The organism is Microcoleus sp. D2_18a_D3 (genome assembly GCF_036702455.1).
Taxonomy (GTDB): domain Bacteria; phylum Cyanobacteriota; class Cyanobacteriia; order Cyanobacteriales; family Microcoleaceae; genus Microcoleus.
Genome location: NZ_JAUBTK010000070.1, coordinates 24881 through 41617 on the forward strand (window position 1 = coordinate 24881; position 16737 = coordinate 41617).

General features: G+C 45.4%; 13 protein-coding genes. 9 read left to right on the forward strand and 4 right to left on the reverse strand.

The genetic code is table 11. The features are described from left to right. Positions 1–77 precede the first annotated feature (77 nt). Positions 78–1997: a transglycosylase domain-containing protein gene (locus tag QUB06_RS25750; protein ID WP_333437699.1), complete on the forward strand. Its 1920-nt coding sequence runs from the start codon at positions 78–80 to the stop codon at positions 1995–1997. Between the two features lie 351 nt (positions 1998–2348). Here the strand turns inward: QUB06_RS25750 and QUB06_RS25755 are convergent, their stop codons facing one another. The 3 genes from QUB06_RS25755 to QUB06_RS25765 form a co-directional block, all read right to left on the reverse strand. Then, the gene (locus QUB06_RS25755; protein WP_333437700.1) at positions 2349–2672 is read right to left on the reverse strand and encodes a DUF1825 family protein; all 324 of its coding nucleotides are present in this window, start codon (positions 2670–2672) and stop codon (positions 2349–2351) included. 225 nt (positions 2673–2897) lie between these two features. Next, complete coding sequence (gene lepB, locus QUB06_RS25760) at positions 2898–3491, reverse strand: signal peptidase I (protein WP_333437701.1); 594 nt, start codon at positions 3489–3491, stop codon at positions 2898–2900. A 398-nt stretch (positions 3492–3889) separates the two neighbouring features. Next, the gene (locus tag QUB06_RS25765; RefSeq protein ID WP_333262554.1) at positions 3890–6367 is read right to left on the reverse strand and encodes an ATP-dependent Clp protease ATP-binding subunit; all 2478 of its coding nucleotides are present in this window, start codon (positions 6365–6367) and stop codon (positions 3890–3892) included. Positions 6368–7080: 713 nt separating this feature from the next. Between QUB06_RS25765 and QUB06_RS25770 the strand changes: the two genes are divergently transcribed. The 8 genes from QUB06_RS25770 (at position 7081) to QUB06_RS25805 (ending at position 16277) form a co-directional block, all read left to right on the forward strand. Further along, positions 7081–7686 carry a phosphoglycerate mutase family protein gene (locus QUB06_RS25770; protein WP_333437702.1) on the forward strand — a complete coding sequence of 202 codons (606 nt, stop codon included), beginning with the start codon at positions 7081–7083 and terminating at the stop codon, positions 7684–7686. A gap of 514 nt (positions 7687–8200) precedes the next feature. After that, entirely contained in the window at positions 8201–9598 is a 1398-nt protein-coding gene (locus QUB06_RS25775; protein WP_333437703.1) for a hypothetical protein, read from the forward strand. A 56-nt stretch (positions 9599–9654) separates the two neighbouring features. Further along, positions 9655–10623, forward strand: a complete 969-nt coding sequence (locus QUB06_RS25780; RefSeq protein WP_333437704.1) for a DMT family transporter — start codon at positions 9655–9657, stop codon at positions 10621–10623. Positions 10624–10694: 71 nt separating this feature from the next. Continuing rightward, entirely contained in the window at positions 10695–11840 is a 1146-nt protein-coding gene (locus tag QUB06_RS25785; RefSeq protein ID WP_333437705.1) for a mechanosensitive ion channel domain-containing protein, read from the forward strand. Between the two features lie 81 nt (positions 11841–11921). Continuing rightward, on the forward strand, positions 11922–12725 hold the full coding sequence (locus QUB06_RS25790) for a hypothetical protein (RefSeq protein WP_333437706.1): 804 nt from the start codon (positions 11922–11924) through the stop codon (positions 12723–12725). Positions 12726–12750: 25 nt separating this feature from the next. Then, positions 12751–13680, forward strand: a complete 930-nt coding sequence (locus QUB06_RS25795) for a bestrophin family ion channel (protein WP_333437707.1) — start codon at positions 12751–12753, stop codon at positions 13678–13680. 226 nt (positions 13681–13906) lie between these two features. Continuing rightward, the gene (locus QUB06_RS25800; protein ID WP_333437708.1) at positions 13907–14224 is read left to right on the forward strand and encodes a hypothetical protein; all 318 of its coding nucleotides are present in this window, start codon (positions 13907–13909) and stop codon (positions 14222–14224) included. A gap of 133 nt (positions 14225–14357) precedes the next feature. Continuing rightward, positions 14358–16277 (forward strand): pentapeptide repeat-containing protein, encoded by a 1920-nt coding sequence (locus QUB06_RS25805; protein ID WP_333437709.1) that lies wholly within the window; start codon positions 14358–14360, stop codon positions 16275–16277. A gap of 179 nt (positions 16278–16456) precedes the next feature. Here QUB06_RS25805 and QUB06_RS34790 read toward each other — a convergent pair. Then, positions 16457–16737, reverse strand: a 281-nt coding sequence (locus QUB06_RS34790; protein WP_445251423.1) for a transposase, incomplete at its 5' end; no start/stop codon positions are given.

The window sequence follows — 16737 nt, forward strand, 5'->3', positions numbered from 1 at the left end:
TCGACTGACAGTCTCTAGGGTTCGCATCTAAAATTAAAAGTCTTAAACCCCAAATCGAGTGAGGAAGTGAAATCCACGTGTCAACCAACGCCGTCCGCAATAACACGGAAAACTCAGCCCCCGTATTTGAGTTTGTTCAGTCAGTCAGTAAAGTGACCGCCGGAACCATACTCAGCATGACAATGCTTGCCAGTTCCGTAGTCGCTGGTGGACTGGTTGGCTTAGCGATCAGCTTCCGCAATTTGCCAGATGTTCGGATCTTGCAAACCTACTCTCCCACAGAAACCACCCACATTTACGACATCAACGGCAAGCCCCTAGCCAGCATCCACGATGAAGCCAACCGGGATGTCGTACCCCTTGACCAAATCTCCCCGAACCTGAAACGAGCTGTTCTGGCGATCGAAGATAGCAACTTTTTCACCCACAAAGGCATCAACCCCGGCGGGATAGCCCGAGCTCTCATAGTCAACCTAGAGAAAGGTAGAACCGTTGAAGGCGGCTCGACTATGACTATGCAGCTAGTCAAGAACCTGTTTCTATCTCCCCAGTCAAAATTTAGTCGCAAAGTAGCTGAAGCGGTAATGTCTATCCGCTTGGAGCAAATTCTCAACAAAGACCAAATTCTGCAACTATACCTGAATCAAATCTACTTAGGTCACAACTTGTACGGCGTAGAGACAGCCTCTCGAAGCTATTTCAACAAGTCAGCAAGTAATTTGACTCTTGCAGAAGCAGCGATGCTGGCAGGCTTAATTTCTGCCCCCGAAGAATACAGTCCTTTCGTCAATTACAAGTTGGCAAAAGAGCGGCAAATCCTCGTTTTAAACCGCATGAAGGATCTTAAATGGATTACGCCGGCCCAAGAGACTGCTGCCCGCCAAGAAAAAATTAAGCTAGGCAAAATTACCTCTTTTGGTGGCTCTCAAGTTCCTTACGTAACACAAGCCGTAGTCCAGGAACTGACGAGGCGTTTCGGGCGAGATGCCGTGGTTAAGGGAGGAATGCGCGTTCAAACCACGATCGACCTCAAAATGCAGCGCATAGCCGAAGAAACCGTCAAAGCGTGGCACAATCGGCTTTACTACCAAGGGCTGTTTTACGATCGCGAGGAAGGTCAAATTGCCCTAGCCGCCGTAGATCCCCGCACCCACTTCGTCAAAGCAATGGTTGGCGGCGTCGATTACGAAAAGAGTCAGTTCAACCGCGCCATTCAAGCACGTCGCCAGCCCGGATCTGCTTTTAAACCATTTATCTACTACGCTGCCTTTGCTAGCGGCAAATACGGCCCGGATTCAGTTGTCTACGACTCCCCTGTCGGCTACCGCGACGGCGACGGCTACTACTACCCTCAAAACTATGGTGGCGGCTTCTCCGGTGCTGTCAGCATCCGCAGAGCTTTGGAAGTATCTCTGAACATTCCCGCCGTCAAGCTTGGGCAAGAAGTCGGATTGAATAAAGTGATTGAGATTTGCCGCGTGCTCGGCATCAGAAGTCCGATGGAACCGGTGATTTCTTTGCCCTTGGGTGCCGTTGACCTCACTCCTTTAGAAATGGCCGGATCTTTTGCTACCTTCGCCAACAACGGCTGGCATTCTGACACCACGTTTATCGTGCAAGTCACTGACAGCAGCGGCAATGTCTTGCTCGACAATACGCCCAAACCCAAATTAGTTCTCAATTCCTGGGCGGCGGCATCTGTCAACAGCGCCCTGCAAGGGGTAATTACCAGCGGAACGGCAAGGGCGGCTCAACTTGGCCGGCCGGCTGCTGGGAAAACTGGTACAACTTCCTCAGAACGGGATATCTGGTTTGTGGGTTACGTGCCGCAGTTGTCGGTGGCTGTTTGGATGGGCAACGACAATTATAGACCGATGAGCTACGGTGCTACTGGCGGTGGGATTGTCGCCCCTGTTTGGCGGGATTTTATGAGCCAAGCTTTGGAAGGCGTTCCCGCAGAAAGTTTCAAACCTCCTTCAGCTTTTGAGCGACCTTAATTATCAGTCAGTTGTCAGTTGTCAGTTGTCAGTTGACTGTTGGCAGTTGGTGTTTGACAGTTGACAATTGACAGTTGGCAGTTGACAATTACCCATTATTTATCCTCTGACCGAAAGAATCCAGGATACAAGCCCCCGGATTCATTCCTTCGCAGACTCAGGACCCAGAAATAAAAAACCTGTATCAGATAAACAAGCCCCCGAATTTATGCGTGGGGTCAATGCTTCAATCTAAAATCTAAAATCTAAAATCTAAAATCGATTGACTTCTGGCTTCTGGCTCACACTCGATAATTAATCCGTGTATCCGTGTCAAAATCCGTGTTGTGCCTTCCTTCTTCCTTCTGCTCACTAGGATTGTTTTTCCAGCTCAGATTTCATCCGCTCCAGCGTTGAGTTCATTTGATCAAACATCTGCTGGGGCGTGATCCCAAATTGATTGAGCTGTGTTTTTAACTGCTCTACAGTCATCTGAGCCATGAAGTCCTCAGACAGCTCAAAGCGCTTCATAAAAATACGGTAGCGCTCCATCATTGATTCCATCTGAGCGATGAACATTTTCTTGCCTTCGCGATCGAATTTGCCGTAACTGCCACCTAGTTTGATGAGAGATTGATAGTCTTCAAACAACAGCTTGGCTTCTTGCTGAACAATTTCTGAATCAAAAAATCCCATAGCTTTCCTAATTTTTTAATATTCTACTAATTTTGATCTAGGAGAGAAATCCCGCTGCTTTTTCTACTATTTTATCAGTTGCTGGAGGAAGTCCCTACCCCTTAAGGCGCAAGAATAAGTAGAAATTTCCGTACAGGATAAGGCATGGGAATGGGGCAATTGGGCATTGGGCTGGCGATGACAACAGTCAACTGTCAACAGTCAACTGTCAACAGTCAACTGACTTTAAACTTCCCCGATGCGTTCTAGAGGCCAAAACCGCACTACAGCGCGGCCGATGATATTCTGCTTAGGTAAAAATCCCCACCTGCTGGAGTCGTTGCTGTTGTTGCGGTTGTCTCCCATCACAAAGTATTCATTTTCTGGGACGCGATAAGGCCCCCACTGGTACTTAGGAGGTTCGGCAATATATTTTTCGACGAGGGGTTTGTCGTTGAGATAAACTAAACCTTTTTTAACGGCGACGGTTTGACCCGGTAAGCCAATTACCCGCTTGATGAATGCTTGGTCTTGAGTAAAGCCTTGTTCTTGCAACTTTTCCGGGGGAGTAAATACTACTATGTCGCCAGTTTTTGGAGGTTCGAGGTAGTAGGAGATTTTTTCGACTACGACGCGATCGCCCACGTGCAAAGTTGGTACCATAGAATCTGAGGGTATGTAGCGCGGTTCGGCGACCAACGCTCGAATCACTATTGCTAAACTCAAAGCAATAATCACTATTTGAAGATTTTCTCGCTGCGACTTCCACGCTTTCTGCCACCAGCTTTCAGGCGGATTTTCTGCTACTTGTGTACCCAAATTCTTTTTTTCAGATGTCATGAAAGTCCTCGCTAAATAGTTGCCACTAATTATCTGATTAAGCTTGCTAAGCATTTAAATTGCATCTCCAGAAATAATCAAACCCTGAGCTGGCTGGAGACGCGAAGCCGCCCAAAATATACAATTTAAATGCAGTACAGCTTACCATTGAAGTATGTCGCTGTTAATTACTAGACGTGAAGTGCAAGCCTTTGTAAAGTATCTTGAAAGGCATCTGCGTTGCATCTGTGGTTTCCCTATCAATCAAAGATTTATGTCATAACTCTCCTCTTGATATTAACTCATAAAAAAGGCAGAGAATTTAAATTCTCTACCTTTTTTCTTGGAGGATTTTGAGTTGTTTGCGATTACGAGATTGGTTATTTCAAAACTTAACTCGCGATCGCACTTACTCAAACTTACTCAGCGCCTTGGGGCAGCAATTCCCGCTTTTGACCTTGCAGCACTTTAACAATTCCGTCCTCGCCCACATCCACAACAGCGGTGTCGCCGTCTTTGATGCGGCCAGAAAGGATTTCCTCAGCCAAGCTGTCTTCCAGCAAGCGCATGATGGCGCGGCGCAGGGGTCGGGCACCGTAGCTGGGGTTGTAGCCTTCTTCTACCAGCCGTTCTTTGAATTTTTCGGTCACTTCCAGGGTGATTCCCTGTTCTGTCAAACGGCTGAACACTTCTTTGAGCATGATGACGGCGATTTCCTTGACTTCTTCCCTGTTCAACTGGCGGAAGACGATAATTTCGTCGAGTCGGTTGAGGAATTCGGGGCGGAAGTAGTTTTTGAGTTCTTCGTTAACCAAAGAACGAATGCGGTTGTAATTAGCATCGGCTTGGTTGTCGCTGAACTCGAAACCGAGACCACCGCCGCCTTTTTCAATCACCTTAGAACCGATGTTGGAGGTCATAATCAGCAGCGTGTTTTTGAAGTCCACGGTGCGACCTTTGGCATCTGTTAAGCGGCCGTCTTCCAATATTTGCAAAAGCATATTGAAGACATCGGGGTGGGCTTTTTCGATTTCGTCGAACAGTACGACGGTGTAAGGACGGCGGCGGACTGCTTCTGTGAGTTGGCCGCCTTCGTTGTAGCCGACGTACCCAGGCGGAGAACCGATGAGTTTGGAGACGGTGTGCCGTTCCATGTATTCGGACATATCCAACCGAATCATCGCGTCTTCGGAACCGAAGAAGTAGCCGGCTAGGGCTTTGGTGAGTTCGGTTTTGCCGACGCCTGTGGGGCCGGAGAAGATGAAACTGGCGATCGGGCGATTGGGATTTTTCAAGCCAACGCGAGCGCGACGGATGGCGCGGGAAACGGCTTTCACTGCTTCTTCCTGCCCGATCAAGCGCTGGTGCAAGGTATCTTCCATGTGCAGCAGCTTTTCGGATTCGGATTCGGTCAGTTTGTTTACCGGGACGCCCGTCCAGCTTGCCACGATTTGAGCGATATCTTCTTCGGTGACTACTGGCGATGGGTCTGTTTCGCCGGTGCGGGCCGAGTCGGTTTTTTTGGCTTGGGAAATAGCGCGAATTTCGGCTTTGATGGTCATTTCTCGATCGCGCAATTCGCCGGCTTTGTCAAAGTCTTGAGAACGCACCGCTTCGTCTTTATCTTTGAGGACTTGGCGGAGTTCTTTGTCAAGTTCTTTGGCAGCTGGGGGCAGTTGGGAGTTGATCAGGCGAACTCTAGAACCTGCTTCGTCTACCAAGTCAATTGCTTTGTCTGGGAGGAAGCGGTCGGAGATGTATCGGTGAGAGAGTTTGGCTGCGGCTTCCAGGGCCGTGTCCAAGATTTTCAGCTTGTGGTGCTGTTCGTAGCGTTCCCGCAGACCGAAGAGAATCTCGATCGTCTCGTCAACCGTGGGTTCGCCGACCATGACGGGCTGGAAGCGCCGTTCTAGGGCTGCATCGCGCTCGATGTGCTTGCGGTACTCGTCGAGGGTGGTAGCGCCGATACACTGGAGTTCGCCTCTTGCCAAAGCCGGCTTGAGGATGTTTGCCGCGTCGATCGCCCCTTCCGCCGCACCAGCACCGATCAAAGTGTGCACTTCGTCAATCACCAAAATCACGTTACCCGCTGTGCGGATTTCGTCCATGATTTTTTTGAGGCGTTCTTCAAATTCGCCCCGGTATTTAGTACCGGCAACGAGCAAGCCGATGTCGAGGGTAACAACGCGCTTTTCTTCAAGGATGTCTGGGATGTCGTTGTTAGCAATGCGCTGGGCGAGACCTTCGGCGATCGCGGTTTTACCGACTCCGGGTTCGCCGATGAGCACCGGGTTATTTTTGGTGCGGCGACCGAGGATTTGAATTACCCGTTCGATTTCTTTTTGGCGTCCGACTACTGGGTCTAGTTTGCCATCGACCGCCATTTGAGTCAGGTTGGCGCCGAATTCATCCAGGGTTGGGGTTTTGGTGCGGGCACCGCCGCCAGTGGCTGCGACTTCTGCGGTTTCTCCCAGCATCCGAATCACTTGGGTGCGGACTTTCGACAAGTCTACTCCCAGGTTTTCTAAGACTCTGGCCGCTACTCCTTCACCTTCGCGGATCAGGCCCAGCAGCAGGTGTTCAGTACCTATATAGTTGTGTCCGAGTTGGCGAGCTTCTTCTAGGGATAGTTCTAGAACCCGCTTGGCGCGGGGAGTGAACGGAATTTCGACTGCTACGAAGCCGGAACCGCGCCCGATGATTTTTTCCACTTCAATGCGCGCGTCTTTTAGGTTGACGCCCATTGATTTGAGGACTTTCGCTGCAACCCCGGTTCCTTCTCCGATCAGACCCAGGAGGATCTGTTCTGTCCCTACGAAGTTGTGACCCAGGCGGCGAGCTTCTTCCTGGGCCAACATGATTACTTTTATTGCTTTTTCTGTGAAGCGTTCAAACATGATTTATTCCCATCACCTGCTGCTATGTGCCCGTTTCGAGGTCACGCTCGCACAACGAGCGTTTGTGTTCGAGTGTTAACTCGTACTGCTTATTCTAGCGCGACACTCCCAACCTATCTGCCGCACTCGGCTGCGGTTGCAGATTCCAGGCTCATGTTGCAGGGTGGCTTTCAACTGGGAAGACCCAAATGGTGGCTGACCTACAACCTCCCCTAGACTGCAAGAAGATTGCTCTTCTCGGCCCGTGCCCAACCTACGACTGCGTATTGATGGATTCTAGCACAATCTTTTTGGCTGTCCTGCAGGTGCCAAATGGATATTTCTCGAAGTGTATGGTTTTTTTTTTTACAAAACTTATTAGTTTTATCCAGGATCTATGTCCTAAGATATATAGACATTAAGCTGCTGTTCATATAAAAAAATCTGTTGGTTTGGGAGGGCGAGAGCGAGCTGGGCTTTACTCATCTAAAATTTTGCCCCCGATTCGTTGAAGATTTGGGTAGTCTTCATGTTGTCTGTTGTGCGATCGCTCCTGAGCAATTAGTGAGTGTTGATAGACTCTGAGGGGTTTGGCTCAGACTATACTCAGCACGGTTCAAGACCTTGCTTTCGTAGCAGAGTGCTTTGGTCGTTAACTCGTCTGACTTAAAAGTCTGAAACTTCAATCGTGGAAAAGAATCTAAATCCTGTTTAAGGCGTAGTGAAAGTAAATAATGAAGACTAGAAACTTAGATGACCAGGTAGAAAGTACCGACAATGGATCGATCAAAGTTACAACTAAATTCCACGATGCAGCCACAACAACTTCTGCCGCTTCACCAAAAGAATTCAATGCAGAACAGCTAGGACGTGTCTACTTTATTGGGCACGGTGAAAGTACCAGTAACGAACGCAACCTTTTTGCCGGAGTTTTGGATGTTGACCTCACATCCTTTGGCCGATTGCAGGCGCGCCGTGCAGGTGTTGACCTGAAGAAAAAAGGTACAAAGTTTGACGCAGTATATGTCTCCCAGATGAGACGCGCTAGGCAAACCTGTGAAATCGCCCTTGCTGAAAGTCAGGCCGTAAAGTCGCCCGATACTCCCGTTCAAATCGACCATCGAATTAGCGAGACATCCTTTGGCATTTTTGCGGGTCGCAACCTAAATCTGCTGCGTCTAGCCCTAGGCTACGAAGGGTTCGAGGAAATGTTGCACTCGCACAACGAAGCACCCCCGGCTGGCGAAAAGATTGCCCAAGTTTACTCTCGCGCTGCCCGTTTCTACGAAGACAAAATAGTACCGCACTTGGAACGGGGAGAAACAGTTCTAGTAGTGTGACCTATGGGTTGGTTGCTAACCTTAACGTTGCTCAAATCTCAACTTGGGATCAATAAGCCATCATATCTTTGTTTAGGGTAGGGGTAGTCAAAGCACAAAACCTAGGCAATTTGCACAACCGAAAACCAACTCTACCCTTTTATTTACATCTACCGAGGAAACGCTCTCTGGCAAAAATCGCACGCTTGACCAGAAATACTATCGTTGGAATATTAGTCATCGGCAACCTGGAGGAAAACGCTGGAGCGCATTTGATATAGCTAACCGAAGACGATAAGCGCTTAGTCGCCACCGATTACTTCCTTAACCTCGACGACTATGGTAAGGTTGATTATCAAGGGACTCACAAGATTCCTGTCTATTTGCTTGTAATTTTCCGGCAAAGGGTGGGAGCTGCTGTTACATCAACAACTAACTATTGCTCTGACTAACGGGTTAAAATCCCAAGAACAGGGAATAAAGACAGAATCGAACTAATCAAATTATTACTTTCGGATTACAAAGTCTAAAAAAAATGGGAGAAGCTATCAAATTTAAGAATAATCAAATCACCACAGCCGATTGGCGACTCACTCCAGGCTACTTGCATGAAGACCGCTCAGATTTTGAATCCGCACATATTTTGTTAGGTCGTTTCTTAGCAGATCGAACTTCAGAAGACCCGCTTTTGGAAAAAGAACTATTTGCCAGCGACGGCATTTTTGAGTGGGGACACGCCAAGCCTTTAGAAAAAGTGATTAATTCACAGTCAGACTTGGAGTTTCTACTGTTGCATCCCAATTTGTTACGCAACTGTATAACTATCATCGAACCTTGGGAACACGTAGGCGTTAACGCTCTTGGCGAAGATGTTCGGGCTTCCAAAAATGTCGCCTACATTGCTCAGAAAGTCGCCGATATGGACTCAGTATTACTACCTGTTTGGTCAACCGGAGTCCTCGATCCAGAAATAGTTGTTCCCGCAATTAACTCTGGTTATGCCGTAGTCGTCGAAGGTGGCGATCCATCAACCTATGATGCCTCCACCTGGACAAGTCCGGCGTGTCCGCGAGAGGATATGTTTGCATTAGTGGAAAAACTATTGATCTCGCGATCGCCCACCAGCGCCCCCGCCATCTTTATCTGTGTAGGACACCAACTAGCTGCTGAATGTCACATCCGACTCATCCGGCGTGCAGTCAAACAAGTCCTCGATATGACATCTTTAGAACGCGATAAGGAGAGTAAAGCACTCCGATCGTTGCAAGAAGTCTGCCAGCGCATCGAAGCAAGGGGCAAGACACTCCAAGTCAAAAAGCGTGATGGACGAGTGGTTGCTACTGGCTGGAATGACGAGCATTTTGCCGTGACGCGCAATGAATTAAAAGAAGTTGGCGATCGTGTGTTGTTGCCTTATCAGTCTCCAGACGGCGATGCTTTAGGTATTCCTTGGGAAATTATTCATGCTCATGATGTCACAGCCGACAGCCATGAAGGCGTGATTGACACAACAATTCAATATGAGGCCAGAGTATCAATTTCGATGTTTCATTCGGATGAAGTCAACGAAGAAGCAATATTGTTTGCAAACTGGGCTTACCGCAGTATTCATGACGCTATTGTTCCTTATCGGCACATCATCGCTGGTAGTTCTCTGAGTTGGCTAATACAACTGCCAGACGCCATTGAAATTCTTTGTTCAACAGCAGAGGAAGATGGTGAAATAGTTACCGAATGTTCGGCAACCTGCATTAACTACAAAGACTTTGAAACTAAGAAAATTAGACGCTCCTTTACTTGCCAGTTCCATCCCGAACTGCTCTCGGATTTGCGTGCGATCGGTAACAGTGAAGCTCCCTACTATTCAACTTTAAAAAATGATGATGGTGTCCGCTTATTTGTCCGACTGCTGTATGCGGGAATGCAAGAGTAATGCCATTAGCTTGCGCCACCTTTTGCGTGGCGCAATTACTACTTTGAGGGGTGAAGATGACAATTGAACTGAAACCATCACAGCCACAGATAGAGCAGACAGCAGGTGCGATCGCGCAGCGACTCCAAGGGAGTATTGGACTAATTTCCTTATTTCTCGCAATCCTTGCCTTATCCTTTGCCGCCATCTTCATCAGATTGAGCGAACGGGAACTCGGTCCAGTTGCGACAATATTCAATCGCTTCTGGGTAGCTACTGCGATCTTAGGATTAGGAAATCTGTTCAACACCTTGAGCGAAAGACACTCCCACGAATCCTTCCTCCAAAAGCAACATTACACCAGCAGCGATCTAGTCTTGTTGCTGGCAATGAGTGTTTTTTTCTCAAGCACCTTAATCACTTGGGCTTGGTCTCTAACTCAGACCAGTGTGGCAAACTCTAATCTACTACATAACCTAACCCCGCTTTTCACCACGGTGATAGGATGGCTGTTTCTCAGTCAATCTTTTGATGGCAGATTCCTCATTGGCATGGTAGTCGCCATCAGCGGATCGATCTTAATTGGACTAGGTGATTTGCATATAGGGAGTGATAACTTTACAGGTGACTCACTTGCCATGCTATCTGCCGTCTTTTCTGCTGCCAATCTGCTGACTGTAGAAAAACTTCGAGCCAAGTTTTCAGCGACAACGATACTTTTGTGGTGTTCCTTTTTCGGCACCGTGTTAACTTTCCCCATCGTTCTGGTAACGGAAGATGTACTTTTTCCCTCTTCTTGGGCTGGGTGGTTGGCAATAATTGCCCAAGCGTTAATCTGCCAAGTTTTGGGTCAAAGCCTTCAGGCTTATAACCTCAAAGGATTTTCTTCTGGCTTTGTTGCCGTGTTCTTGTTGCTAGATCCAGTGATTACTGCCATACTTGCTTGGATAATCTTTGCTGAAAGGTTAACTCCTCTGAACTGGTTGGCGTTTTCTTTAGTTTTGGCAGGTATATACCTGGCAAAGTCTAGCCAAGGAGGCGACTAATTTACGCCTGTGGGAAGTTAAAAGTCAAAAAATATTTCTTATTTGTTTAAGTAATGGAGGTTTTTAGTTAGATGGAAATCATTTGGAAACAAATCAAGGAAACCCTACTTGATTCACACATAACTGTTGCACACATACCGCTGACTAAAATAGTTCTCGTCGTCACTATCATCACCCTCACACAACTGTTGAGAGGATTGTTCTTTTCGATTGCCATCAAGAGAATCAAGCTTCTTACTAGCGGAACGGAGACCACACTGGACGATGAGTTAGTCGAGATTCTGGAGCAACCATTAGGGTGGCTAATTTTCATCGGTGGAGTTTGGATAGTACAGGTGATTTTGGCAGAGCATATAAAGCCTCAAGTGAGCGAGATGCTAGCTAAAATTCTCAGTCTGAGTGCTATTGTTGCCGTTGCATATATTGTTTACCGCGCCTCTCCACTGTTAGGAGAGATACTGAGAAAACTGACGCTGAACACCAAAACCGAACTAGACGACTTGCTCGTACCCTACGTGCCTCGTCTGTTTCAGACGGTGGCACTCGCTGTTGTAGTGTTAAAGGCGAGTGAGTTGTTGTTAGGAGCATCTGCAAGTGCGCTCATTGGTTTATTAGGTGGAGCGGGAATCACGTTCGGTTTATTGCTTAAGGACATTATCTATGACTGGTTGTGTACCATCATTATTTACACGGATAATCTATATCGACCTGGTGACTGGGTGATTGTGCAGGGAATAGATGGTAGCGTTCAAGTTTTAGAGATTGGCATCAGAACTACAAAGCTTCGTCTAGCAAAATGGGATTCTATTAAAAAAATACCCAATTCCAAAATGATTACTGGAATTGTCGAAAATTGGTCGCAAAATCCAGCCTCGGAAGAATCATTTGGGATTAATTTAACTCTAAAAATTGACAGTATTTCGGCGGCAAAAACTGCCCTAATTTGCGAGGCAATTCAGAAAGAACCTAGCTCTATTAACTCCTTACATGACAAATGTTTTGTTTGGCTAGACAGACTTGAACAGAATGCTCGCGTCATAAATATTCGAGCCTTTAATAACAATCGGGATTTATACTTTGACGCCTGTCAAGAATTGAATTTAGCTATCCTAGCGCTACTGGAAAAAGAGGGTATAGATACCCTGCATCTGGAATTTAGAACATACCTCGAAAGCTATAAGCCGACTTTAGAAAAAACTGGTAAAGCGCTAAATTGACGTTGCAGTTTCCCAGAGATAATGGAGCGCTATCGCACTCGTTACTCACCAAAAACACATCTTTAATCAAGGATAAACGCAATGAATCTCAGAACTTTTACCGATATGTCAAAGTGGGGAATCTTACTCAAAGTTATTCCCCTAACAGCGCTATTTTGCTTGGCAAAATGGATTGCTCATCAGATGCAGTGGGAAATTGGTAAGTTCGATAGTCAGATAGGTTCTCTGTTGGCGGCGGTAACGTTCATCTTGGCGTTTATGCTGAACGGAACGCTGACTGATTACCGTACCAGTGAAGATATGCCCGCGCAGATTGCGAATGCGGTTGAAACGATTCAAGATACGAATTGGTTCATTGCAGCCCGTCAGCCCGACTATAATCCAACCCTACTTACAGAAGGGTTAGTTGAGATACTCAAATCAGTCCTACTCTGTTTGAAACAGAATAAGCCATTCATCAGAGTTGATAATGCCGTTACAAGCCTCAATCAATCACTGGTTCCATTATCAAAATTTTGCGAAGCTCCTTTGATGGCTCGCCTTCAAGGTGAACAGGCAAAAATTCGTCTTCTGATTGCCCGAATTCAAAGGATTCGCGATACCGACTTTCTGGCATCCGCCTATGGATTGTTGCATCTTCTGATAATTGCCTCAAGCATTGCTTTGTTAATAACGCATACCGACGAGTTTTATACCAATTTGATTGTTTCAGGTTTTCTATTTACGGCATTCATGTATTTGTTGTTGCTGATATACGATCTTGAAAATCCTTTTGAGTACAACGGAACATCTAGTGCGGATATTGATTTGTCATCTCTAGAGCAGTCGTACCATCAACTGCGTGAGGGGCTATTGAATGACGATGAGCCTAAAATACCTGTGTAACCACTTTTCAGCTATTGAAATAAGAATGAAAAAAAAAACTAAAAACTGGTTTAAACTTGCTTTCCAGTTCAGAGGCTCAGTTATTTTAGCCATTTATCAACGAGTTATTGGGTTTGGTCTGTTTAGTTTTATTATTTCTGTACTTTACTATTTCAAACTCCCTGTATCCCAACCTATTTTGGGAAGTATTATTCCCAGCATCGTCTTAGGCTTATTACTGGTCTTCCGAACTAATACCGCTTACGAACGGTTTTGGGAAGGTCGTAGGTTATGGGGAAATTTAGCCAATGACGCCCGTAACATGGTTTGGCAAATTGGGGCAATGATGAACGACGTTGAACCAGAAGATCGAGCCAAAAGAATTGCACTCATTCGCCTCGTAGCTGCTTTCCCCGTAGCGTGTAAATTGTATCTTAGGTCAGAAGCTGTAAATAGCGAATTAGAAGAATTGATGTCTCCCTCTCAGTATTTGCAGCTAAAGACAATCCACAATCCACCGCTACAGATAGTCTTTTGGATAGCAGATTATCTACAACAGCAGTATCAACGTGGTAATGCTGTCTTACATTACAGTCATGTAGTTTTTCTGCAAACTACTGTGAAGAGTATGATGGAGTCTGTAGGACACTGCGAACGCATTTTAAGAACGCCGCTCCCCCTAGCTTATTCCATTCATCTCAAGCAACTGTTATTAATTTACTGCCTGTTATTACCTTTTCAGCTAGTTAAAGATTTGGGATGGGGGACAGGCCTATTTGTTAGTTTGATTAGTTTTACGTTACTTGGCATAGAAGAAATTGGTCTGGAAATAGAAAACCCGTTTGGCTACGATACCAACGACTTGCCTCTTGATGCTATTTGCAACACAATCAAATACGACATTGAAGAGTTTCTCACTTGTAATCCCCACCTCAACTCTAAGTCGGAGAAAAATTTACCAATAAGATGGGGATGATAAACAACTGTAACAATTGGAGACCTCAAATAAAAAAATTGAATTTTGAGGTAAGATAAATTGTTAGCACTTACGCACAAACTATAGTGGTAGTGTGCGCCTGAAGTACCTTACTACTATAGATAGTGTAATAATAGGAGGAATGCAGGGTAAGCCATGTTGGTTTCCTTGCTTGAAAAAAAATACTTAGCTGAGTACCTTAAAACTAGGAAGAGGAAAATATCCAATGAAGTTAGACAAGTTTGTACTAGCACAAAATATGGCTTTTCTAATAGCCATTCCACCAGAAAGTAATTTAGCGAAATTGCTCTCCTTTTGCTTAGCGACAAAGGCTAGACCAAAGACTACCGGAACAGACATCTTAAAAATAACCTGTGAGCTAATGGAAAACCCATCTAATTTGCCTTATTGGACTCAAGACGTGATGGGACTCGATTTAGATTACAGCAGTGAAGAGTGGAAAGCTTTAGGAGAAATGGGCATCAAGGATGCAGAGGAGTTTATGGCTACCCTGGAGGAAGAGTTGGAAAAATTGACTTTGTAATATCTGGCCCTGGCGTCAGCAAAGAAACTCTCCGGTTCCAAACACTCTATCAAAAGCATTCATCAGAGCCGGATAGTTTAAAAACCTTGTCTAAAGACAAGGGAGCGTCAACTTTCAAGAGAAAAACAAAAATATGTCTTTAAATGTTGAACTTTTAGAGCAAAGTTTCGAGAAAATCAAACCTCGTGCTGATGAATTTGCCGCCAGCTTCTACGAAAAATTGTTTACAACTCACCCAGAGTTGAAACCCCTGTTTGCCAAAACTGATATGGCAAAGCAACAGAAAAAGCTCATAAGTGCTCTGGTTTTAGTAGTAGAAAATCTCCGTTCTCCAGAGGCTTTAGGGCCAGTTCTCAACGCACTGGGAGGCAGACACATCGGTTATGGAGTAATTCCCAAATATTACGGTCCAGTTGGAGACGCACTGCTGATGGCTTTTGAGCACTATCTCCAAGAAGATTGGACTCCCGAAGTAAAGCTGGCGTGGACAGATGCCTACAGAGCAATTACAGGTTTGATGTTAAAAGGCGCAGGTGTAGTTTCTACACCTGAAGAAGTTCAATTAGAAACCAAGATAATTCCCCATAAAAAAGTCATTATAGCAGATAATCACCAACTCGAACCAGTTCCCGAAAAACCGCCCAAATTAGCCGTTGATGTACTGGAAAGCAGTTTCGATAAAATCAAACCTCGTGCTGATGAATTTGCCGCTAGCTTCTACGAAAACCTCTTCCTCGCTCACCCTGAATTTAAACCACTGTTTGCCAATATTGAGATAGAAAAGCAACAGAAAAAGCTCATAAATGCTTTGGTATTAGTAGTAGAAAATCTCCGCTCTCCAGAAGCTTTAGGGCCTGTTCTCAATGCCTTGGGAGGCAGACATATCGGCTATGGGGTAATTCCCAAATATTATGGGCCAGTTGGAGACGCACTGCTGATGGCTTTTGAGCAGTATCTCCAAGAAGATTGGACTCCCGAAGTAAAGCTGGCCTGGACAGATGCCTACAGAACAATTACAGGTTTGATGTTAAAAGGCGCAGGTGCAGATTCTTCACCAAATGTTGTCCCAGATCAAAAAGATGTCATCCACCATCAGCCACAAGAATCACAGACACAATTACTGAACGAATCTAAGCCGATCGCGCCACCAACCGAGGAAGAGAAAAAGCCTTTAGTATCTATTCAGTTGGATGGTGAAGTTATCCAAAAAATGCTCTCGAAAATAACTGATAGTTATCAGCAATTTCAGGGTAAATCACTCATTCAGCGCTTGGGTGAAGTTCTTAAAGGAATTTTAGGAAAATTCATTGATAATTTTTGGACACAACCCGCGTGGTTAGTGGCTAGTGTTTCAGCAGTTCTGTTCATCATAATTTATGTGGCGGCAGACGACAATTCTTTGATTGGAGAGATTTTGCAGAGTGTTGATGCTCTTAGTATGGTCGTTGCTTTAATTTTATTCATTAAGGAAGCTCCCGATCGCCGGAAGCAATTTCATTACCAAGCTTGGAGTATAGTTGATGCAGCACACGGCGTAAAAGTTAGCTATGCAAGAATTCTGGCACTCCAAGATTTGAATGAAGATGGTGTTTCTCTTAGAGGTGTAGATGCTATTGGTGCAGACTTAGTAGCTATTAATCTCTATCGGGCAAATCTAAGTGAAACCAAATTGAGTGAAGCCGACCTCAGTAATGCCAATCTGAGCCACGCTAACCTCAATAATGCTAACCTCAGTCAGGCTAAATTGAGTGGTGCTAATCTCAGTAGTGCTAACCTGAGTTTTGCTCGCTTGAGTCAGGTTAATCTCAGTAGTGCTAACCTCAGCGGCGCTAATTTAATTTGTGCGGATTTGAGTAACGCAAATATGAGCGGTGTCAATTTGACGAATGCTAGTTTGAGTGGTGCTAATCTGAAGAGGGCCTACCTAAGTGGTGCAAATCTAAAAGGTGCTAAAGTTAGCATTTCTGACCTGAGTGGTGCTTTGCTCACAGGTGCTGTTATGCCTGATGGCTCGAAGTATAAGTCTTTGGAAGATGGGGTCACAAACAAATAAATTGATGCCAGCTTCTTGATGACCTTTTTGTCTGCTACTCTACTAAAAGGGTGACGACCCTTTTAGTAGAATAGCTTTGGCTTACTGAAATGCGCTACTGCGATCGCCACTCATGGTGAGAGATTATTCTTTAATTCTAATTTTCAAACAATATACCTCTCTAACAAGTATAGCCTTTCTCAGAAAGATGAGGTACAATAACAGCAGTGTGTAAACCAGTTAAAAATATTTGATGATGTAACTTGACTGAACGCCCACTCTATGGCTTTGGCTAATTCTTGATAATTAGTAGTCTTGATAGAACGGAGAATAATTTTAAGCTTTGACCAGAGATTCTCAATTGGTGAAAAATCTGGTGAATAAGGAGATAAGTATATTAATTTTGCCCCTTTTTTTTCGATCGCTTTTTTCACTTCTTCTCCCAAGTGAATGGGACAATTATCCATGACTACACAAGCAC

What these genes read in the sequence shown, in the direction of transcription:
- QUB06_RS25765 (WP_333262554.1), bottom strand. Translation starts at nt 6,367, where the DNA reads ATGTTTGAACGCTTCACAGAAAAAGCAATAAAAGTAATCATGTTGGCC.
- QUB06_RS25755 (WP_333437700.1), bottom strand. Translation starts at nt 2,672, where the DNA reads ATGGGATTTTTTGATTCAGAAATTGTTCAGCAAGAAGCCAAGCTGTTG.
- QUB06_RS25780 (WP_333437704.1), top strand. Translation starts at nt 9,655, where the DNA reads ATGACAATTGAACTGAAACCATCACAGCCACAGATAGAGCAGACAGCA.
- QUB06_RS25775 (WP_333437703.1), top strand. Translation starts at nt 8,201, where the DNA reads ATGGGAGAAGCTATCAAATTTAAGAATAATCAAATCACCACAGCCGAT.
- QUB06_RS25805 (WP_333437709.1), top strand. Translation starts at nt 14,358, where the DNA reads ATGTCTTTAAATGTTGAACTTTTAGAGCAAAGTTTCGAGAAAATCAAA.
- lepB (WP_333437701.1), bottom strand. Translation starts at nt 3,491, where the DNA reads ATGACATCTGAAAAAAAGAATTTGGGTACACAAGTAGCAGAAAATCCG.
- QUB06_RS25785 (WP_333437705.1), top strand. Translation starts at nt 10,695, where the DNA reads ATGGAAATCATTTGGAAACAAATCAAGGAAACCCTACTTGATTCACAC.
- QUB06_RS25800 (WP_333437708.1), top strand. Translation starts at nt 13,907, where the DNA reads ATGAAGTTAGACAAGTTTGTACTAGCACAAAATATGGCTTTTCTAATA.
- QUB06_RS25790 (WP_333437706.1), top strand. Translation starts at nt 11,922, where the DNA reads ATGAATCTCAGAACTTTTACCGATATGTCAAAGTGGGGAATCTTACTC.
- QUB06_RS25795 (WP_333437707.1), top strand. Translation starts at nt 12,751, where the DNA reads ATGAAAAAAAAAACTAAAAACTGGTTTAAACTTGCTTTCCAGTTCAGA.
- QUB06_RS25770 (WP_333437702.1), top strand. Translation starts at nt 7,081, where the DNA reads ATGAAGACTAGAAACTTAGATGACCAGGTAGAAAGTACCGACAATGGA.